20 protein-coding genes and 3 pseudogenes are annotated in these 20,529 nt (G+C 36.5%); 2 read left to right on the forward strand and 21 right to left on the reverse strand.

The window, feature by feature from the left end; all coding sequences use genetic code 11:
- Nucleotides 1–12: 12 nt before the first annotated feature.
- The 14 genes from KO172_RS01895 to KO172_RS01950 form a co-directional block, all read right to left on the reverse strand.
- Nucleotides 13–393, reverse strand: a complete 381-nt coding sequence (locus tag KO172_RS01895; RefSeq protein WP_215491890.1) for a hypothetical protein — start codon at nt 391–393, stop codon at nt 13–15.
- 58 nt (nt 394–451) lie between these two features.
- Nucleotides 452–937, reverse strand: a complete 486-nt coding sequence (locus KO172_RS01900) for an NUDIX hydrolase (RefSeq protein ID WP_215491891.1) — start codon at nt 935–937, stop codon at nt 452–454.
- A gap of 41 nt (nt 938–978) precedes the next feature.
- Complete coding sequence (locus KO172_RS01905) at nt 979–1,398, reverse strand: GNAT family N-acetyltransferase (protein ID WP_215491892.1); 420 nt, start codon at nt 1,396–1,398, stop codon at nt 979–981.
- A gap of 29 nt (nt 1,399–1,427) precedes the next feature.
- Entirely contained in the window at nt 1,428–2,456 is a 1,029-nt protein-coding gene (locus tag KO172_RS01910) for a S66 family peptidase (protein ID WP_215491893.1), read from the reverse strand.
- 167 nt (nt 2,457–2,623) lie between these two features.
- Nucleotides 2,624–3,241 (reverse strand): DNA alkylation repair protein, encoded by a 618-nt coding sequence (locus KO172_RS01915; RefSeq protein ID WP_215491894.1) that lies wholly within the window; start codon nt 3,239–3,241, stop codon nt 2,624–2,626.
- A 47-nt stretch (nt 3,242–3,288) separates the two neighbouring features.
- Nucleotides 3,289–3,873 (reverse strand): GNAT family N-acetyltransferase, encoded by a 585-nt coding sequence (locus KO172_RS01920; RefSeq protein WP_251320105.1) that lies wholly within the window; start codon nt 3,871–3,873, stop codon nt 3,289–3,291.
- A 35-nt stretch (nt 3,874–3,908) separates the two neighbouring features.
- Nucleotides 3,909–4,751, reverse strand: coding sequence for an acyltransferase domain-containing protein (locus tag KO172_RS01925; protein ID WP_215491895.1), 843 nt, complete (start codon nt 4,749–4,751; stop codon nt 3,909–3,911).
- A gap of 287 nt (nt 4,752–5,038) precedes the next feature.
- Nucleotides 5,039–5,761, reverse strand: a complete 723-nt coding sequence (locus KO172_RS08115; protein ID WP_374047636.1) for a resolvase — start codon at nt 5,759–5,761, stop codon at nt 5,039–5,041.
- Nucleotides 5,691–6,284, reverse strand: coding sequence for a recombinase family protein (locus KO172_RS08120; RefSeq protein WP_374047645.1), 594 nt, complete (start codon nt 6,282–6,284; stop codon nt 5,691–5,693). Before KO172_RS08120 ends, KO172_RS08115 begins: the two co-directional genes overlap by 71 nt.
- Nucleotides 6,285–6,290: 6 nt before the next feature.
- Complete coding sequence (locus KO172_RS08125; protein WP_346428863.1) at nt 6,291–6,536, reverse strand: recombinase family protein; 246 nt, start codon at nt 6,534–6,536, stop codon at nt 6,291–6,293.
- 109 nt (nt 6,537–6,645) lie between these two features.
- On the reverse strand, nt 6,646–6,807 hold the full coding sequence (locus KO172_RS01935; RefSeq protein ID WP_215491896.1) for a hypothetical protein: 162 nt from the start codon (nt 6,805–6,807) through the stop codon (nt 6,646–6,648).
- Nucleotides 6,808–7,474: 667 nt separating this feature from the next.
- Nucleotides 7,475–9,211, reverse strand: a complete 1,737-nt coding sequence (locus tag KO172_RS01940; RefSeq protein ID WP_215491897.1) for an ABC transporter ATP-binding protein — start codon at nt 9,209–9,211, stop codon at nt 7,475–7,477.
- A 3-nt stretch (nt 9,212–9,214) separates the two neighbouring features.
- Entirely contained in the window at nt 9,215–11,125 is a 1,911-nt protein-coding gene (locus KO172_RS01945; RefSeq protein ID WP_215491898.1) for an ABC transporter ATP-binding protein, read from the reverse strand.
- A 51-nt stretch (nt 11,126–11,176) separates the two neighbouring features.
- Nucleotides 11,177–11,782 (reverse strand): TetR/AcrR family transcriptional regulator, encoded by a 606-nt coding sequence (locus KO172_RS01950; RefSeq protein WP_215491899.1) that lies wholly within the window; start codon nt 11,780–11,782, stop codon nt 11,177–11,179.
- Nucleotides 11,783–11,990: 208 nt separating this feature from the next.
- Between KO172_RS01950 and KO172_RS01955 the strand changes: the two are divergent.
- Nucleotides 11,991–12,310, forward strand: a pseudogene (locus KO172_RS01955) (transposase); the annotation flags it as partial.
- A 196-nt stretch (nt 12,311–12,506) separates the two neighbouring features.
- On the opposite strand, the pseudogene KO172_RS01960 reads toward KO172_RS01955, so the two are convergent.
- The 7 genes and pseudogenes from KO172_RS01960 to KO172_RS01990 all read right to left on the reverse strand — a co-directional run.
- Nucleotides 12,507–12,740, reverse strand: a pseudogene (locus KO172_RS01960) (MATE family efflux transporter); the annotation flags it as partial.
- Nucleotides 12,735–12,932 (reverse strand): annotated as a pseudogene (locus tag KO172_RS01965) (metal-dependent transcriptional regulator); the annotation flags it as partial. The pseudogenes KO172_RS01965 and KO172_RS01960, both read right to left, overlap by 6 nt.
- Nucleotides 12,933–12,943: 11 nt before the next feature.
- Nucleotides 12,944–14,653, reverse strand: a complete 1,710-nt coding sequence (locus KO172_RS01970) for an ABC transporter ATP-binding protein (protein ID WP_012993135.1) — start codon at nt 14,651–14,653, stop codon at nt 12,944–12,946.
- Nucleotides 14,653–16,410 carry an ABC transporter ATP-binding protein gene (locus tag KO172_RS01975; RefSeq protein ID WP_215491901.1) on the reverse strand — a complete coding sequence of 586 codons (1,758 nt, stop codon included), beginning with the start codon at nt 16,408–16,410 and terminating at the stop codon, nt 14,653–14,655. Before KO172_RS01975 ends, KO172_RS01970 begins: the two co-directional genes overlap by 1 nt.
- Before the next feature lies 1 nt (nt 16,411).
- Nucleotides 16,412–17,881 (reverse strand): ABC transporter ATP-binding protein, encoded by a 1,470-nt coding sequence (locus KO172_RS01980; RefSeq protein ID WP_008901340.1) that lies wholly within the window; start codon nt 17,879–17,881, stop codon nt 16,412–16,414.
- A complete protein-coding gene (locus tag KO172_RS01985; protein WP_008901339.1) occupies nt 17,878–18,609 on the reverse strand; it encodes an energy-coupling factor transporter transmembrane component T in 732 nt (243 codons plus the stop codon). Before KO172_RS01985 ends, KO172_RS01980 begins: the two co-directional genes overlap by 4 nt.
- A complete protein-coding gene (locus tag KO172_RS01990) occupies nt 18,606–19,205 on the reverse strand; it encodes an MptD family putative ECF transporter S component (RefSeq protein ID WP_023055085.1) in 600 nt (199 codons plus the stop codon). The genes KO172_RS01985 and KO172_RS01990 overlap by 4 nt, the downstream gene beginning before the upstream one ends.
- Before the next feature lie 185 nt (nt 19,206–19,390).
- Here KO172_RS01990 and KO172_RS01995 point away from each other — a divergent pair, with 185 nt between their 5' ends.
- On the forward strand, nt 19,391–20,401 hold the full coding sequence (locus KO172_RS01995; RefSeq protein ID WP_019214791.1) for a helix-turn-helix domain-containing protein: 1,011 nt from the start codon (nt 19,391–19,393) through the stop codon (nt 20,399–20,401).
- Nucleotides 20,402–20,529 lie beyond the last annotated feature (128 nt).

Below are 20,529 nucleotides of genomic sequence, written 5' to 3' on the forward strand. Positions count from 1 at the left end.
TTCCTCTTTCGTTTACACTATACCATTTGTGAGTAAATTAATAATTATATTAAATGGTGTTATTATAATATTTATTAAATTATTGATATCAAATCCTGTAATTATGAAAAGGATCAAAACAGGATATAAGGAGTAGAATAAATCTACAGCTTTCAATTGTTTTTTTAAAGCTATTTTCAATAAAGCTACAAGATTGATTACAATTAATATAAAGTGAGCTAAAAGCAGTAAGGCAAATATTAAATCTATAAGTCTACTTTGAGTATTTTTCAAAAGATGTATATCATAGATATAATTAAATCTTCCTTCAAATTTAATAAATAATGCTATGAAAGATATTATAAGTAAGTGTGAAATTAAAGTAATTATTCTAATCTTTTTATAGTTTTTCATTTTAATACCTCAAATTTTTAATTATTATTCATATTGTACAACTGAGCAAATCCAACCATTAAACCCTTTCATCTGTAATTATATGCTCTACGCATTTATGCTCCGAGCTAAGATATTTTTTCATAAATGTTGGGTACGCCTCGCACTTATCGAGCTCATCTATCGGCACCCAATGCATTGTCTCTTTAGCACCTGACTCTGTAGTGCTTTGGCTCGTAAAGTTTCTTTTGCCCATGGGCTTCATCATATAGTAGAATGTAAGCTCATGGAAGTCCACTCCTTTTAAGCCAGAGCTTCCGATGAAGAAGTTCTCATGTATTACAGCAAGGTGATCTACCTCGTAATTAAGGCCTGTCTCTTCAAATACTTCTCTCTTCACGGCTTCTTCTGATGTCTCGCCCATGTGAACCGCTCCGCCAACTGAGTAGTAATAGTCGTCCTCATCATTTCTTGCAAGTAGCACAGAGCCCTCTTCGACTATGATGGCTGCCGCTCTATATCTAAATGCTTTTTTATCGTTAATAATAGCGCAATTATTTTCCATAGTTTTCTCCTTTATATACTTTCTCATCTAAGATGCGTAACTTATGGTTCAAATGCAAACAAGTTTCCAAGCTGAATTGAAAATCCAAGTGATTTATACATTTGTATATCGCATTGTGCACAAGCAACAGTCATTGAACTTATAGCACTTGACCTATATGCAAATTGGACTAGCTGGCGTGCTATTCCTTTATGACGAAAGTCAGGACATATGAAAAAATCTTCAAATATTCCACTTGGCATATAGTCAAAAGTTGAAAAACCAACTGTTATTGAACAGCAGCCTACCAATGCATCGCCTTCCCATGCTCCGAAAAATAATATTTCCCCTTTGCTGATTGCATCTTTCAGACGTTTCTTGGATATATCATTCGGTATATCCTCTCCTATTTCTGCTTTATATTGCTTTTGAAGTTCCCACAAAAGATCAATTTGTGAAGCATCTATTTCCTTGTAATCCATTCATGACCTCCATATAAACTCCTATTTGTTTAATAATTAAAGGAGATTGTTTGTTTACTTACATCTACTTTTGCTTCTACCCCAAAAGGAATTATACATCTTGGAGTTGAGTGTCCAATATTTATATTATAGACAATAGGTAAGTCTTTATTAGTAATTTCTTCTAATAAAATAGATTTATACTCATCATAATAGACTTCATTTTGAGGTTTCCCTACTAGTATTCCCGACAATACATCAAACAAGCCGTAGTCTTTTAGAGCAAGTATCATTTTCCTATATAAATCTGGTTTTGTTTTTTCTTGGCTTGTTTCTATAAGTAAAATCTTATTCTCCCATGCCTCAAGACTTGGAAATAAATCATATTTACTACAAATTTCTACTGTATCTTCAAATAAAGAATTATCGAACATATCATATATTGATTCTATGCATCCGCCTAAAATTTTCCCACTAAATATAGGATTTCCTCTTAAAAGCTCAAACCCAATATTAATATGACTTTTCATTTCTACGCCAATAGCTTTCTCGCTAAAATCTTCCCTTTCCTCATACCAAACTTCACTAGGGTGTATCTCTTTTATTTTCCCTGTTTTTATAAGTTCTAAAAAGTATTTTTCTGTATAAGCTAACATGTTATCAGATAGTTCGCATACATCTGTCAAGAAAGCCTGACCATAAAATGTTTTTATGCCAAGTTTATTTAGCATAAAGTGATTTATTGTTGAGTCAGAAAAGCCTAAAAAAAGTTTTTGTTTGACAATATTTTTTAATCTATCGCCTTCGAACAAATAAGGTGCTAATCTATAAGTATCTTCTCCACCAATAGCACATAAAATCATATCAATAGTGTCATCTTCAAAAGCAAGTATCAAATCGTCTGCCCTAGCTTCTGGATGATTCTTTAAAAAATCTATGCCTTTCAGAGAATTGGGTAAAAACTCTACCTCTACACCTAGCTTATTTAATCTGTCTAATCCTATTTTTACTTCATGCTCAACAAAACTTTCCCCCAAAACACCACTAGATAAGCTAACAATTCCTATTTTCTTTATCATAATTTCCTCCTTATATTTTTTCAAGTCGCACAATTGATTCGATATGAAACGAGTAAACACTAAGTATGTCAAGTAGCTACGTTCGTATGTGGGAATATATCCATAAACCTTTTAACGATAGCTTAAGATTATCGTTAAAAGGTATTGCCTCGACAAACTGGGAGTTGTCAGCTTATAAGCTTACTCGCTAACTTGTACACTTGATTTATTTCTTTACTTTCTAACTCCCAGTTATAAAGTTCCTCTTTGATTAGCTCTGGAAATTTTTTACTAATATCTCTCAAAGCATTTCCTACTGACTTTCTAACATATTCACTCGTATCTTCTTTCAATGCAGCAATTCGTCTGATAGCTTCATTTGGATTATCTTTGAAATATGGTCTGCTCGTCCATATTCTTAATCCCTCTGTTACTGCTCTCCTTGTATTAGGATTATTATTTTTTAACCATTCATCAATTACTGGAAGTGCTTTTTCATATCCTATTTTCTTACAAAATTCATCAAATGCCTTTGCCAAGACTTCCTGAACTCTCCAATTATCGTCTTTGGAAACTTCATCTCGCATAAATGCTAAAATATCATCTTGTTCTGACAAGTATCCAAAAAGAAATACACCATACAATCTAACTTGATATACATTGGATTTATAGGCTAAAAACGCCATTTTTTTACTATGCTCATTATCATTAGATTTATAATCAGCAAAGGCTCTTTTTTCTTCCTCTTTGAAGCCATTTTCTATCAACGAAAATTCTTTTTCTAAACTCACGATATATTCTTTCATGCAGCTTCATCTCCTCCTAACTTCCAATTTCTTACTTTGCCACCTTTTCAAATCTTATTAATCAGCTTTCTTTTGAATACACTGCAGCCATCACTTTCTCCAATAAATTCAAAATCATTTTTCACCGCAATTCGTTTGGTCTTTTCTTGATTCGGGTCACACTCAATAATCAAGTTTTTCCCTATCTCTGAACTACGCTTTATAAAAGCTTTTGTTAATTCATTGGCATATCCTTTCCCCCAGTATCTCTTATTCATTATCCAACCAAGTTCGAAGGAGTCTTTGTCATACTCATGAAATATTACATATCCGATAAAGTTCTGATTAAAATCCTCTACCGCATAGATCAAAGGAGAATCAATCAGTGCAACACTATTTAGAAAATTCGCTGTTTTTTCCCATGAAAAAGGCGGTTCTATAAATTCCATGACATCTTCATCTGAAAGTAGATTATAGAGTTCCATTAGATCATTATTAGTAAATTTTCTTATCTTTAATCGCTCAGTAATCATGCAAACCCTTCTTTCTTTTTTCCGTTGTTTTCTTACATTAATATGAGACATCAATGCTACCGTCTTAACATGGCCTGAGGCAATAACATTGATATCATGTGTCATTTGTAAGTTATTCAATGTTTGCATCTTTGCAAACTTGAATTTGCTGTACTCTATAGCATAATTACTCCACACCCATAACCAAGAAGTTCTTTATGTCCTTTTGCAATCCTTTGTAGAACTGTTGGTTTGCAATGTAAATTATGCTTGCCGTAATCAAATAAATTCTCTTTAGCCTGTTCCGAATCGTTGCACGCACCAATGATAGAAAAGTGTTTTGCAAACTGCTTGATATTCGAATCCGTTGGAAGTATGTTTAGCATCGGAGGATAGAGTAACCAAGAATAACAAAGAAAAGCTTTATACTCTGTAGATGAAAAGCAATCCTTGAAAAACGCCTTTGCTTGGTCAAGAGATTTCTCGACTAAGCTATCGCTAATATTCGCACCTTTTTGAATATGGCAATTTATCACAGGCGCTCCATTGGGCAATGTCCGTTTCTGTTCTTGTGAAAACACCATATAAGGCTCTCCAATGGTTTCCTCGTCCAAATAAATCATATTGAATGTTTGGTATTGCAATACTCCAACTTTGAAAATGTGCACATTCATAATGTGGCGGAACCAAATAACATCATCTTTAGAAATGCCAATTTTGCCATGCTGTTTATAGTACAAGTTTGCCCGCAGTGAGACATCTCTAAAAGTATCCAAAACAATTTCATCTGTTACACCAATGGCTTTATACTCGGCATACTTTTGCGTCAATAAATATATAACTACCACCAAGCGAGTTAGTGGCATTCGTCTGCATAGCGGAAAATCAAAATCGTTGCTACTGTAGGCGGTTGCTGCGATTTCTTCAACTTGCCGTCTACTTTTAATCATTTTTTGCTTTACTGCATCCTCAATGTTAGGTTGAAATTCTAATTGAGGAAGTAATGTTTCTAATATCATCCTGTGTCCTCCATAATTAGTTCTGTAGGATTATTTACCGTGCGTCCTCCACACACCAAAATTATTATTCTTCATAATGAACCACCCTTTCATAGGTGTATTTATTACAGCGCCATAGGCGATGAATATCAAAAATTCAGGTTGATTATCAGTTCGTCAACTTCCGATTTGTAACTCCGCTAAAAACATAATAACACACGCAGTCTTCAATGCCCTATAAGAAATACGGACTTTCCTGAGCCTTTACCTAGTCTCAAAAACGCTCATAAATACACTACTCTTGATATTTATTCGTTTTCAGTCTCCACTTTTTTCATTAATGCTACCGTTTCAACTTGTTCATCATTGTCCAAACTTATATTCAAGTCATCATCTATAATTGGGAGCTTGAAAGTAATTGATTTTAGCCATTGTCCGTTAGGTTGTTTTTCTTCGTAAATTTGAATTTCAGAAATCAAAGCTGTAATTAACTGTCTACGCTCTACATCATTCATGACTTTATAGAGTTTATCAAAATAGATCAGAACCTTATATATGTTATCTCCTGTGAGTTTTTCAGCTTCAATGGTTTGTTTCTTTGCTTTCGCATCAATTAGTGATGATTCTAATTCATCTATTTTGTCATACATACGATATAGTCTATCGTCTAAATCCTGTTTCCTTCTCTTATAATGCTTATCTTCAACATCTAAATTATCTATTTCCTCAATTAGCTTAAACTTTGTAGAATGACTCTTCCTCAATTCCTTTTGGTAATTATCTATTTCTTTTTCTATTTCAGAGGTGTCCACCTTCATGTTGATTTTTTCTTGCATCATAGAAACAAATTTCGGATTACTTACAATCTTGACAATTACCTCTGCAACAGCATCATCTAACAATTCTTCTCTAATTTGCTTACTGAATGTACGCTTATGACCTCTTATCATCTGCCTATGTTTACAACCATAGTAATAAAAAGTCTTTATACTTTGTGCCATCTTTCTTTTTCTTGATACACTTGTTCCCAAACATTCCCACTCCACATATCGGGCATTTTACAATTCCAGAAAGCATGTGTGTGCGTGTATCTTTTCCTTTATTCACATGCTCATATTTCTTTGCTTGAGATTTTAGCATAACCTGAGCAGCTTGCCAAACTTCATCGGAAACTATAGCTTCATGTATCCCTTCAGATATTAGATATTCATCTTGTTCAACCTGCTTATATTCATTTCTTGTACCATGAACTTTTTCTAAAGTTCTTCTTCCAAATGCTATTTTTCCATTATATACAGGATTCTTTAATATCTTTCTTATAAGACCTGCATCAAACAAAGGATTCTTACCATTCTGTCTTGGAATTTTTCTAATTCCATGATTTTCTAAGTATTTAGATAGCCCATTGGCTCCTATCGTAGTATTTACATACTGGTCGAAAATCGTTCTTATGGCAACTGCCTCTTCCTCATTTATAAACAGCTTGCCATCTTCAAGTTTATATCCATACGGAGCAAAGCCACCATTCCATTTTCCTTCCCTTGCTTTTTGAATGCGACCTTACATTGTTTGAATACGTATGTTTTCTCTTTCTATTTCAGCCACAGCTGATAAAACAGAAATCATTAGTTTCCCAGCATCTTTAGATGAATCAATGCCATCTTCAACGCAGATAAGATTAACTCCATAATCCTGCATTATCTGAAGTGTAGAAAGAACATCAGCGGCATTTCTTGCAAATCTTGATAACTTAAACACAAGAACAAAAGACACTCCATCTTTTCCAGATTTTATATCTTCCATCATGCGAGTAAACTGTATTCTTCCCTCAATATAACTTTTCTATATCATATATAAACTTTGATTTTTGAATTTAAGTTTGGACTATCATTTCAAGTATATTATAACACTTTTATTAGTCCATCTCAATTTGTGTTTTTGCCATGTCAAGACTATTTTTCATCTCTTGATTTTTTACTGGCGTTGGATCGGGCAGATTATCTAAATCTAAAACACCAGCATATTTTGTAATCAGATTTGCAATTAAATCAGCCAGTCCATTCCAGTCACTATCCACAGACACCACTCCTTCCTTTACAAACTTTCTATAATCAAAATATGTTTTCTTCTATATTTTAAGTTTAACGACTTTGGTAGGTGCTTGGCAGCAACATAGGAATCTCACCTCCGCCTCTTATTCCAGACGAGCCGGCTTAAACTATTGAAGTATCATTATCACTACTTGTTTCATCGAACAGGTTGCCACATCTGTTTTTATGTATTCTTATTTATCGCTCGCTTTCTTGTTTCCTTGATTTCTCAGTATTCATAAAACCAAAATTTCTTTCAGCAGAAAGGTCATGGCGTAAGTCATAATCCTCCACAAGTAGATAAAGTCCTACCTTTGGTCTACTCAGTTGTCAAGGAACAATTATTTGAAAGAGACTTTTCTTTGTATTCTTTTCATTTGAAATAGGCAATCTTCACTATCATAAAAAAATACAGGAAGTCAAACTTCCCTTCACTTTACATAAGGACAGATTGACCCCCCTTGCTTACCAAATTTTTTAATTTATTTGATAAAATTTTTCGGTTTTCCATTAATTTTGTTTTTTATAATTTAAAAATCACGATATAAAAGCGACTAAGTTATTTTATTCTTAATCGCTTCAAAAATTATCTATATGTGCTTTACAAAGCTTTTTAATTCTTAAATGTCGGTTGCTTTTAATCGTTTACTTTTTTTACAATCTCCAGCTTGCAGCTCGTTCTCTTGCCTTGATAAATGCTGAATAAATTCCTTCTCTATTTATCAAATCGTTATGTTTGCCTTCTTGAACCAATTTACCGTCATCAATCACTAGTATCTGATCGGCTTTTTTCACAGTTGAAAGTCTATGAGCTATCGAAACTACAGTGTGTCCTTTGGACAATTCCTCAACCGCGGCCAAAATCTCATATTCATTTTCAGGATCAACGGAGCTGGTCGCTTCATCTAAAAGAATAATAGGTGCATTTTTAAGTAATGCTCTAGCAATAGAAATTCGTTGTTTTTCACCACCGGAAAGAGAACTGCCACCCTCACCTACCATGGTGTTATAGCCATCAGGAAGTTCCATAATAAAATTATGGCAACGAGCCTTTTTAGCAGCTTCCACTACTTCTTCATGACTTGCCTTAGGATTTGCAAAGCGAATATTATTCTCTATAGTATCTTGAAAAAGATAAACATTTTGGAAAACAAGTGAAAGATTTTTCAGTAAACTTTCTACTTTATAATCTCGTATATCCCTATTTCCTAATCTTATTTCACCACTGTCAACATCATAAAAACGAGAGATCAAATTGATTATTGTCGTTTTTCCGGATCCTGACGGTCCTACGATAGCTGTCTTTGACCCTTGTGGAATAGTAAATGAAAGGTCTTTTAAAACAGGCTTCCCTTTGTCGTAACTAAAGCTCACCTTATCAAAGACGATATCCTGATTTTCCATAACTTCCAAAGTCCCGTCACTTATTTCAGGAATATCTAAAACCTCATCCAAATATTGCATATTGGCAGGATTCTTAACCATGAGGATGGCTGCATTTTCAAGTTGTTTTAAACCGCCGAAAATCATAAAGCCAGCAGCTGAAACAGTAAGCGCTTGTGGTAATAAAACTTCCCCTTTCGTATAAAGATAACAAGAAAATAATGTAACAAGTAGACTCGAAAGATTAATAACAGTAGAAAAAATTCTTGCATAAATAACAAAGACGATTTCAAAATGTACTTGAGAGAGTCTAAGTTCTTCAGAAGCATTTTTCAATTTAGAATGTATTTCTTCAACAACACCTTCATCTGCAAACGGAAAACTGCGAAGCACAGGAATCCCGCTAATGCTATCGACTAACGCATCACCCACCTTTGTAATAGCTGCATGCTCACGTGCAACCTCTTTTTTTGCTTGATTAATCATAAGAGACATGCATAACCAAATAAGAATTAAACAAATTAAAGTTAAAAATCCAATTTTAGTATTTACACCGAACATCCCAACCAACAGAAAAAAGGATATTGAAATGCCTGAAACAGCAAAGTCGATACTCATTGCAGAGTAATTTTCAAGACTCTTCATAACATTGGTAAATGCCGCCATAATTCTTGATAGGCTTTGTTCTGCAAAATATCCCATAGGCGCCTTTTTAAGTTTTTCGCCAACTGCAAGTCTGTAGTCTTTGAAAATGCCAAAGAAAACACCGTCACTAAGACCACTTTTCGCCCAGCCTGTCAAAAAATTAAAAAGAAAGGAAGCAAAAAGCACTCCGAAAATTGTCCAAATATGCTCCCATGTAGTTTCATTCATCCAACCGAATGCAAGAAAGAGAGCGAAAAATCCAAACAGCATTGAAGCATTTTGCAGAAAAATAAGAAAAATTCCTGCCTTAAGACGATTTTTATACTGTCCAGCCAGTTTGAATGATAATCTTATAAACTCCATGTCTTATTCCTCCCCTAAATATTGTTTCCACAGGCTTGCATAAAGTGGCTCTTCCATCAGTTCTTCATGTTTACCCTTGGCTATAATTTGACCTTTATCGATTAGAATTATTTGGTGTGCCTGCTTGATTGTATTTAACCTATGAGCAACCATCACAAGATTTTTCCCCTTTACGAGATTCGATATTGCTTCTTGGATGAGAGCTTCGTTTTCCGGATCGGCATAAGCTGTTGCCTCATCCAAAATAATGGTTGATGCAGGTTTCAAAATTGCTCTTGCAAGAGTTATTCTCTGTCTTTCACCGCCCGACATTGCTCCTCCTGCTTCTCCTGCTTTTGTATCATACCCTTTAGGAAGTGCCATAATAAAGTCATGGCAATGAGCAGCTTTTGCTGCCGCAATAATTTCATCTTCGGATGCATTAGGCTTTCCAAGACGAATATTATCTCTAATACTTACATCGAAAAGAAAATTATCTTGTGAAACGTAAGAAATCTCTTCAGCAAGCTGTTTAAATGAAATATTCTTTGTATCAACATTACCAATGGAAATTTTACCCGATGACTGATCCCAAAAGCCTGCTAAAAGCTTTGCAATTGTAGATTTTCCGCCACCTGAAGGTCCGACAAGTGCAGTCACTTCTCCGGGGCTTGTTTCAAAAGAAATATTATGCAATACCTCAGTTCCGTCATGATAAGAAAAACTTACATTATCAAATTTTATTCCCTTTCCCCTATCTATAGTAACTTTATTTTCTGCATCAGGACGTTTTTGATCAGGCATATCAAGTAATTCTTGTATGGATACCCAAGTATTGGAAGCCATCTGAAAAAGTTCAAAGCTCATCATGATTGCAAAAGCTTGTGGAAGGATAGCAATTGGCAGAATAAGTGATAAAAGCAATGTTTCAATGCCTATTTGCCCGTTCCCATATAAATAGAAAGCTAAAGGTAAACTCACTATCTGTGGTGTCATCATTGCAGCCGTCATAAGTGCTTTGCCAAACCAACTTTGCTTCCACCATTTCATCGTTGAAAAATGATAGAATTTTACCGCATCTGCAAACTTTCCATACGAAACTTTGTCTTGTGCAAATGCTTTGATTACAGGAATTCCACGAACATACTCCGCACTTCTGTCAGCAACATTAGCATAACTTGATAGCCACACCGCCATTCTACTACGGTATTTATACATCATTGTAATCATCGCTAAAAAAACAATTGGTAGCGGCACAAATATTGATAATCCTATACGCCAATCTAAATAAAACAAAATAACTGTGCAGAGTATCGGATGCAAAAGCCTACTAGGTAGTTCAGGCATCAAATGGGCTACCCAGTCTTCCATATCTGCTACTCGATCCATGATTATTACCTTAATTTTACCTACAGGATTATCCACCAAGTACCCCATTGGAATTACCTTTAATTTTTCAAACAAAGTCTGTCTAAGTTTTGCAAGTATGGAAAAAGAGGTTTTATGTGAAATAGTTGTGCTAAATCCTGTAAATATAAAGTAAAGGAGCAGTGATCCTATTGCAAAAAAAGCATATTTCAATAGTGCATGAAAGCCGACCGGATTACTCCCGGCATTTTTTATAAGCCATCCTGCTGCATAAGCACTAAAAAAATAGGTAGAAAAACTAAAAAGCTCTCCAATGCAGGCAAAAATAACAGAAATTCGCATCCTACCCTTATACTCAGGTGCTACACTCATAAGTGCTTTATTTAAACCACCCATACTGATTTTAGGTTTTTTTTCGCTTTGCTCTACATCACTTTCGATTCGCTGCATAATCTCATCAGGAACATCCAAGTTTAAACTCTCTACCTCTTTTATTAAATTTTTATTTTGCTTGAGTTTCTTGCTGTCCGAAGCAGAGCAAATCAACTCATCATTTTTTTTCTTCATTAACTCATCTCCTTTTCAGTTAGCTTATACTAACTATTAGTTTAAAAAAAATTACCTTATTTTACCTTTTTCATAACTATCAATAAACAGCTTTATTATTTCTATAAAAAACTCTCTATTATTTATAAAGCTATCCCTTGCCCCATCTAAGATTTCACAACCTAGTATAACTGTATTCATAAAAAATATTAAAAAGTCATTTGTGAGATATTCGCACCCATCTTTCTTTGCAACTTTAACTCCTATATATGTAGCCTTTAAGGATTCTTCGACCAAAATTGGGAACAAATTCTTTAGGTCATCATTGTTTTTCGTAGCCTGAAGATATATGGCATATACGCTCATGAGTTCACTTTCATCAAGTACTTTATCGACAATCATATGTGCTACAGCGTTAGCATCTAGCTCTCCCGAATACTCTGCCAGAACTTCATTAATCTTGTCGACTCGATAAGCCATACCTTCTCGCATTAAATCATGTAATATCTCAACTTTATTTTTGTAATGGTAATACACACCTCCTCGAGAAAGCGAGGTTTCAACAATAATATCTTCCATTACCGTGTCAGCAAAACCCTTCCTTAAAAAAACCTTTTTAGCTGCATTTAATATTTCTTTTTTTCTGATTTGACTGGCTTTCTGTTTTTTCCCTTCCAAAATATATACCTCTCTTTGTAAACAAAACTGACAAAACTGTCAGTTTTATTGTAGCATAATTTTAAGTTAGTGTCAACTAATTTTTTCGGAATACACTTTATAGTGATTTGTAATATGAAATGCAACAAATAAATAAAATAATCCATGGCTAATCTGATAAAGTGTTACTACCCACAAAAACACAAAGTAGAAGCCATGGATTAAGTATGATGAAAATCCCACGGTCCATTCAGATCGTGGATGTCACTACCGTTGGCCGGGTTGGATTCAGCGTATGGATGAGGCGGGCCTTACTCGCTCTATGTCTAAAAAAGGCTGTACTGGCGACAATGCTGCTTGTGAAGGCTTTTTTGGAAGACTAAAAAAAAAGAGATGTTTTACAATAAGGATTCGCCAGGAGTCAACATATTTGAATTCATGCAGGAGCTTAATGATTATATTTCTTGGTATAATGAAGAGCGTATTAAAACGTCATTGGGAAATCTTAGTCCTGTAGAGTATAGGAGAAAACTTGGATTTGCTGCATAAAAACTGTCCAACTTTTTGTCCGCACCCCCGTACCTTTTTTAAATTTTATTCGTTTATTTCACCAGCAATATCTATATATTCTTTTAATTTTCGTTGTAATAAATTCTTGTCTATCAATTTTAGACAATTCATCTTCACCTATTTATATATCCAAATGGTGCTCTGTATTAAGTTTGGATAATAGAGTTACCGTCTCAACATGTGCTGTAATCGTTGCAAGGGCAGCACCTTCAATGGCGTATTCACCCATAACTGTCATTAAAATCGGATCAAGAATGATATTCAGTAAAGCTCCAAGTCCCATTATCATCATGGCTTTTTTCATTAGACCTTCGCCACGCATAACCATGTTTGCGGACTGTGTAAAATTTACAAAGAGGGAACCGATAAAGATTACTCTTAGGTATCTGATACCATAAGCTTTGATCTCGGTCAGGTGCAGGAAATAGTCGCTGTCCATCGTGAGAAAGCCACCGTCCCGCAGGGTTGCTACTACATGGCACACACTGGGCTTTGACACCTCCATGTGCCGAGCCACATCTACGGAGCGTACCATGCCGAGTTTCTTTTGAAGAACAAGAATGGTTTCCAGATAGTACTCCCCGGACGCATGAAGTTTCATTAAGACCTCCCTTATGCAGATAATTTCTGTTCGGCGTTCCACATGGCCGCATACTTTCCGCCTTTAGCCAGCAATTCATCGTGAGTACCGGCTTCAGCAATCTTTCCGCCAGATACCACAAGGATTTGATCTGCATTTTTGACGATGGAAAGGGTATGAGCAATCATTACCACAGTCTTTTTCTCTTTCAGCAGATTGGCGATGGCCTGCTTTACTGCCAGTTCGTTCTCGATGTCAAGGGACGCCGTTGCTTCATCCAAAAGCAGGATCGGGCTGTTTTTCAGGATAGCGCGGGCGATTGAAATTCGCTGACGCTCACCACCCGAGAGAAGGTTTCCGTTTTCGCCGGTCGGCGTATCGTATCCCTTTTCCATCTTGCGGATGAAGCCGTCACAATTAGCCTCCCGGCAGGCAGCCTCGATTTCCTCGTCCGTGGCATTGGGGCGGGCGTGCCGGATATTCTCACGAATGGTATCATCAAAGAGAAATACATCCTGATCTACCATCGAAATTTGTTCCAACACACGCTCAGCGGATATATGACTGATTGGCTTACCGCCGATACGGATTTCGCCGCCAGTCGGCTCATAGTATTTGGCGATCAGGTTCAAGATGGTGGATTTACCGGAACCGGAATCACCAACAATTGCAGTCAATTTCTGATTTGGAACTATAAAGGAAGTTTCCTTCAAAACTGCTTCGCCAGGAATATAGGAGAAGTCCACATTATCAAAAACAATCTCATAATTCTTAACTGTGAACGGTTCTGTACTGCCGTTTTCTTCTGGCTCATGGATTACTTTTAAAATATTGTTTTTTGAAATCACAAGATTTTTGTAGCTAAACAAATCTACTGAAATTGCCCCGATTAGCTTTGCCAGCAACATAGGGAGCATACATAAAAGCAGAAAATCAATCGTCTGAATTTCTCCTGCCATCCACGGAGAAATCCCAATAAACATAATAAAAGGAACCATAAGCCAGTTAATAATGTTAAAAGCAAAGTTTATGGGAATACCATGCGCTTCATATTCAAAGCTGACCTGACTGAACAATTGCATTGCTTCTGTGGTTGCCTTATTTTTTGTGCCAGCCACGCCGTATGCACGAAACGTCTGAATACCTTCTATATATTCCACAATGCTGCTTACTGTTTCAGATGAAACCTTATTTTTTCTGGTTCCATACTTTTTTACCGTTCGGAAAGAAAGCCACATTTCAGGAATCAGCATGGAAGTAGAAAGCAAAAGGATCCCTCCTGCGGGCAGATACAAATAACAGATAAATACAATAACCATAACGGCCAGGGCAATATTTTTGGTCAAGTTACTTACCTTGTGTGTCAATATTTGTTCATAACTATTTACATCGCATGTCATTGTATTTACATATTGCCCCACCTGCCCATGTGTGAAGCGAAAGAGAGGAATCCTCTTAAATTTATCTCCAAGGAAAAGGCGAAGATTTTTTGAAACGGCAGCCCCGCCGATCTGGTTCTGTGTATAACCTATACTGTAAATAAGCACTCGCAAAGCATAGACTACGCACAGAATTCCTGTGATTGTTAAGATGTCTGTTGTAGTTGTTTTCTTGCCGAGCAGAATCTGAATGACTAGGTAAATCGTCATATAACTGCATCCAGAAAGAAAACCTTCAATAACCGTGAATATCACGCCTATATTAAAGTGGATATTTTTATGCAATGGCCCTGTTTCTTTCATTATGCTTCATCTCCTTTCCCGCCATAGACGATTTTTCTTGAAGCATTGTAATCGCTCCATGCCTTTCTATAATAATTATTTCTGGAAAGGACTTCTTCATGGGTGCCTGCATCGGTTATCGTGTGATTTTCGACAATTGCCACTTTATCACACATTTTAACTGCACCCAAACGATGTGCGACAATCAAAACGGTTTTCCCTTTGCAAAGATTCTCAATTGCCCGATCTATTTCCAACTGATTTTCGGGATCGGCTGCACTTGTGGCTTCATCTAATATCAGAATAGGAGCATTTTTTAAAATAGCTCTTGCAATCGCTATCCTTTGTTTTTCTCCGCCAGAGAAACGGGAGCCAAAACTGCCTACTTTCGTATCATATCCATCTGGCAAAGACATGATGAAATCGTCAATCTGTGCCTCTTTTGCGGCTGCCCTCACTTCTTCCAGAGTGGCGTTACTGCCCATACGGATATTCTCCAAAACACTGTCGCGGGTCAAAAACGTCTTTTGAAATACAATGGATATGTTTTGAAGCAATTTTTCATAGTTTATGTTTTTTACATTTATACCGCCGATTAATACCTGACCTTCCTGCACATCGTAAAATCGGGAGATCAGCTCAATGACTGTGCTTTTACCAGCACCGGAAACACCAATCAGAGCTATTTTCTCTCCTTCAGCTACATACAAACTGCAATTCTCCAGAACATTCTTTTTCCCATCATATGAAAAGGAAATGTTTTTAACGGCAATATCACAATGTGTAGGAAAATCCCCATCGCTTTCATAAACAGGCAACTCCAGTATTTCCTTTGTCTTAGTAACTCCATTCAATGCCTGTGCAAAGGTTGTTCCTAACTGCTGAAGTGGAAGTAGCTCAGTTAAATATAGAGAACCAACATAAGCGAAAAGCAAAAACACACTGGAAGTGATAGAATTTCTTAAAAACAGCATTCCACCAATAGGAACCAAAAGAACCATTCCACATTCCAGAATAATAATAAAAATTGCAAAGGGAGGTCCCATTTTACGCGAGATCAAATTCCATACTCTGTTTTCCTCTTTAATGGCATCCGAGAATTTTTTGAACGATTTACTTCCCATATTATAGGCTTTAATTAACCGCATTCCGCGAATGTACTCAATCATAATCGAATTAAATGCAATAAGAGATTGGTTTGAATCATGCATGATACTTGACATACCCTTAAAAAGATGTATCATAACAATTCCTGCAATCGGAAGGGGAATCAAAGAAATTATCGCTAATGGAATGTTTACTGTCATTAAATAAATAAAAATGACTATCGGACCAGTGAGATAACTTACCAACTCTGGAATATTATGAGCAAGGCATAGTTCCAGTTTTTCAATATCCTCATTTAAAACAGTTTTGATTTCTCCCGTGCTATGATCATCCAGTACGCCTAACGGAACTTTTGCCAAATGTTCCACTATCATACAACGTACACGATATAATGCACCATAAGCTCCTTTATGAGAAAGAACGCCTGAACAAGCCAAAGTAATCATACGCAGGATAGTTGTTGCAGAAATCAGTACGATATTATTCACCAATAACCGTTGTGTTATATTTTCGGATAAAATCGCATCCATAAGGTTATAAATGCCAATATACGGCCCTATTACAAATAAGCCGCTTGCAAAAGCACAGGCGACGGACGCAAAAAGATACCGTTTACTTTTCCCCGACCATGACAAAAGAAGTCTTATTGGGTTTTCTTGTTTCTGCTCCATATCACTTTTTCTCCCCCTGTTCCATAAGTGCATAAATTCTTTCCTTGTTTTCTATACAAACGGGAATATCATCTGCCAAAACGTGACAATCAAAGCGAATCAGACGCGAGCATGTTTGGCAGACAAATTCATAATCGTGAGTGACAACAAATATGACTTTATTTTTTGCAAGGTCCTGAATCAATTTGCTAACTTGCTCCATGCTGTCATAATCAAGACCCGAAGTTGGTTCATCAAAAACCACCACTTCCTTACCGCATATCATACTAACGGCTACAGCAACCCGCTGCTTTTGTCCTCCGGAAAGTGTGTTCGGATGCCGTTTACGGACAGAAAGAAGGTCCAAATCATCTAATGCTCTTTTCACCAGCGCAGGATCAGTGTATCTGATTCCAAACGTACATTCAGCTTCTACACTATCTGCAAACAATTCGTAGTTAACATCCTGCATAACCATAAAAGATCGCTTCATGCGTTCCTTTTCATTTTGTGCATTGCCTTGCCACAAGAATTTCCCTGTGGATCCTTTATGCAACCCACATAAAGCACGAAGGAATGTCGTTTTCCCAGCTCCATTGCATCCGACAACGCCAATGATTTCACCTTTAGAAGCCTGCATTGAGATGTGACTGATAATCATCTGCTTTTTGTAAAATAGTGATACATCTTGTATTTCCAGTACAGGTTTTTGAATTGGAACATTGGCAACAACGGGATACACAGTTTCTAATGCCACAGCGCGCAGCCCCATATTCTTTCTTTCAACATCCGAGAGCTTTCTGAGTTCTGCTGACGTCCAAATTGCCTGGATTTCCCCTTCTGACAAATATACAATGCGATCTGCTATATCAAGAAGATAATAAAGGCGGTGTTCAGCAATTAAAATTGTTTTTCCCGCTTTTTTCAGAAGCTGCAAATATTTTTTTAAGTCCGCTATTGAGGCCATATCCAAGTTAGAAGACGGCTCATCCAACAAGTAAATATCCGGGTCCATTGCATACACAGACGCAAAGGCAACTTTTTGTTTTTCGCCCCCGGATAATTCAAATATATTTCGTCCCTGCAAATGACGGATATGTAAGACATCAAGAGTATTTCCAAGTCTACGATGCAATTCCTCCGGTGGGACAGCCGCGTTTTCTATTCCAAATGCGATTTCACTGTCCACATCTACATTAAAGAACTGGGTCCTCGGATTTTGAAATACAGATCCGATTTTTTCAGCAAGTTGATATGTAGGTGTTTCAAAAACCTTCAGGTCATCCACTTGTACATCGCCATTTAACTCGCCAGGGAAATAATTAGGGATAAGTCCATTAATCAATTTTGTAATTGTTGTCTTACCACACCCAGAACGACCGCAAAGCAAAACGCATTCTCCTGTTTCTACAAATAGGTCAATATGTTTTACTCCGATTTCGGAAGCGGTTGTCCCTGCATAGGCAAAGCCAACATTTTTGAATTGGATCATACCGCACCTCCAATCTCACCTGCGTTCAACGCCAAAAGAAACAAGAAACAAATGATTACCAAAATATCCTGTATTCTAAATTTGATTTGTATCAGACAGGTCCGTGAATGAGGATTTTCAATGCCTCTTGTTACAGATGCAATTGCAAGTTCATCAGCTGCCTTGGACGCAGTCATTAAAAGCGGGACATACAAACACTCAATTGTCATCCCAGGGTGATGAATAAAACCCTTAAAAGAAAGTGATACATCTCTTAAACGCATACCGTCTTTGATATAGTGCCAATCTTCTTGAATTGTCGGAATATATCGCAACATAACTGCCAACGGAATGTATATTCCTTTAGAAACATGTGCTTTATTCATTGCTGTCAGAAATTCATTTACACTCGTTGTGGACAGTATGATTCCAGCGAGCATTGCACAAGGATACACTTTGTAGAAAAGCCCCATCCATGCGACAAACATCGTATGTACAACACCCGTTTCAAGAGAGAGAACGTAAAGGGTCAGTAAATAAAATAAAGCAAAAAAGATCAGATGGCATAAAGAGCGTTTGGCTTTTCCGCATGTGCATCCAAAAAGTGTGATGAATAACACTAATAGCCATACATGCCGCAACGATGGAGCCATCGTTGCGGCAAATACAGTGATTGCAAGTAACAAGATTTTTGTACGTGGATCAAACGTACACAATCCACTATGAATTTTTGTGTACTGTATATTCACGCTGTGATACCCGCTTTTTCAAACTGTTTCTTTAATAGCTTGCTTCCAACAAAACCGCTGAGCAAAGCAATCACTATTGTTCCGATCAACATTGTTACAAGTACGATCCAACTGGTAGATGCAAGCATACTATCAAGATATTCCTGTGTCGTTCCTTTTTCCAGCATAGTATTTACCCATGTTTGCGGGTTAATAAAATATGCAATATATGTGCCAGTTCCACCCAAGCAAAAGAATACATACGAAAGAATATTCATTTTTTTGCTTTTATAATTTGCAGTGTGTGCGACAATTTCTGCAAGTACTCCACCAATTAAATAGCCGATTGTCATTCCAATGTGCATACCTGTTACAAAGCAAAAGATTGCCATAAGCGCACTTGCAATAAAAATGGGGCCTTTCTTTGGTACTTTCGCAACCATAAGCAAATACACTGGACCAGCAAGAAGAGCAGCACCGACAGGATAGTAGAAAGTGAGTGCTGGCATCATCGCAAACACACCACCGCTAAGGCTGATACAGATAAAGATAATTGCGGAAAAGACACCTGTTACGATAAGTTCTTTGACAGAAAGACCGGATTTCGTGTTAGACATTTTTTGTTCCTCCATTTTGATATATTCCACATTTGACTTTTTAAAATCAATGTGGTAAGCTTTGATTAGTTCCAGCTAACCGCTGTATAAAATTATACATGAACTGATTTGCTTTCGCAACACATTCAGCCCATTGTCGTCCGATGTGTCTGAAAGTATGTCTAATGTGTCTGAGGAGGATGATTATGTCCGATATTGCTGCTCAATTCAATACTATGTTGATAAAAAGTGGTTTTCAGAAAATGCCACCAAATGGAAAATTTAGCTCTATTGGAAACTTTTATTGTTTGCCTGAATCATTTGGAGAGGGAATTTATTGGATATACGGTGAAAAAAACCTATTTAATATCAAAATACATGATTTCTATTTTTACGAGGATGAATTTTTCGATCAGGAAAGCCTAAACTGGCCGGAGAGCCTAAGCATCACCTATTACGAATCTGTATCTGGTGAAGAAATCATGCCTTACCGGCGCCTTACCGCGGGATGTATAAAAACATTCTTTGGAGGCCAGCACCCATACAAGGCAATTTTTCATAAAAACATACCAATTCGGACGATTGGTATAGAGATTATGCCTGCTTACTATGAAAAGTATCTAAAAGAAGCATTTCCAGATGAATATATAAATCCAGATGAAGCATTTCGCGAGATTGATCAAGCAAATGATTTCCCTGAAATGGTTTCTCTGTTACGCAAAATCTGGAATTATAATGGAGATGGAATGGCCGCAAAACTATTCTTCCAAAGTAAAGTTTTCGAGGCAGTAGCTTTGATTGTCGAACATAACAAAAAGAGTCCAGAAAGAGGGAAAGTCCGTATTTCATCACAGGATATAAAATCTCTTGAAAATGTCGCTGCGTATATCAACGATCATTACAACAGAAAAATTCTTTTAGATAAACTAGCGCGCATTGCCTGCATGGGAACAACAAAGTTGAAAATTACATTTAAGCAGGTCTATTGCTGCACCATTACGGAATATATTCAACAGCGGCGTTTATCTCAGGGAGAAAATCTCCTTTGCTCCACCGATTTTTCAATTGAGCAAATTGCTCTGGCTGTTGGATATAGTAATGCTGGTCGTTTTTCAAGAGACTTCAAAAAAAGTACTGGTCTATATCCTTCTGAATATCGGAAGTGGGCACAGCAAAAAAAAATCAATAAAAACGATGTAACAAATCATTCTGTTTAGAGAAGTTCCTCTATAAACTATTGAAATATCATCTTCTTTCTCTTGTGCTTAGCAGAGCAGAAGGAAAATATTTCGACATATTCGAAAATCCCCTTGCTTTTTTCTACATAATAGCAATCATGTTTAGT

The organism is Fenollaria sporofastidiosus (assembly GCF_943169635.2).
Classification (GTDB): domain Bacteria; phylum Bacillota; class Clostridia; order Tissierellales; family Peptoniphilaceae; genus Fenollaria; species Fenollaria sporofastidiosus.

Excerpts from the sequence above, each read along its gene's own strand:
- KO172_RS01995 (WP_019214791.1), top strand. The coding sequence starts at position 19,391 with ATGTCCGATATTGCTGCTCAATTCAATACTATGTTGATAAAAAGTGGT.
- KO172_RS01975 (WP_215491901.1), bottom strand. The coding sequence starts at position 16,410 with ATGGAGCAGAAACAAGAAAACCCAATAAGACTTCTTTTGTCATGGTCG.
- KO172_RS08125 (WP_346428863.1), bottom strand. The coding sequence starts at position 6,536 with ATGATGGAAGATATAAAATCTGGAAAAGATGGAGTGTCTTTTGTTCTT.
- KO172_RS01945 (WP_215491898.1), bottom strand. The coding sequence starts at position 11,125 with ATGAAGAAAAAAAATGATGAGTTGATTTGCTCTGCTTCGGACAGCAAG.
- KO172_RS01900 (WP_215491891.1), bottom strand. The coding sequence starts at position 937 with ATGGAAAATAATTGCGCTATTATTAACGATAAAAAAGCATTTAGATAT.
- KO172_RS01915 (WP_215491894.1), bottom strand. The coding sequence starts at position 3,241 with ATGAAAGAATATATCGTGAGTTTAGAAAAAGAATTTTCGTTGATAGAA.
- KO172_RS01970 (WP_012993135.1), bottom strand. The coding sequence starts at position 14,653 with ATGAAAGAAACAGGGCCATTGCATAAAAATATCCACTTTAATATAGGC.
- KO172_RS01895 (WP_215491890.1), bottom strand. The coding sequence starts at position 393 with ATGAAAAACTATAAAAAGATTAGAATAATTACTTTAATTTCACACTTA.
- KO172_RS01925 (WP_215491895.1), bottom strand. The coding sequence starts at position 4,751 with ATGATATTAGAAACATTACTTCCTCAATTAGAATTTCAACCTAACATT.
- KO172_RS01905 (WP_215491892.1), bottom strand. The coding sequence starts at position 1,398 with ATGGATTACAAGGAAATAGATGCTTCACAAATTGATCTTTTGTGGGAA.
- KO172_RS01940 (WP_215491897.1), bottom strand. The coding sequence starts at position 9,211 with ATGGAGTTTATAAGATTATCATTCAAACTGGCTGGACAGTATAAAAAT.
- KO172_RS01990 (WP_023055085.1), bottom strand. The coding sequence starts at position 19,205 with ATGTCTAACACGAAATCCGGTCTTTCTGTCAAAGAACTTATCGTAACA.
- KO172_RS01980 (WP_008901340.1), bottom strand. The coding sequence starts at position 17,881 with ATGATCCAATTCAAAAATGTTGGCTTTGCCTATGCAGGGACAACCGCT.
- KO172_RS01910 (WP_215491893.1), bottom strand. The coding sequence starts at position 2,456 with ATGATAAAGAAAATAGGAATTGTTAGCTTATCTAGTGGTGTTTTGGGG.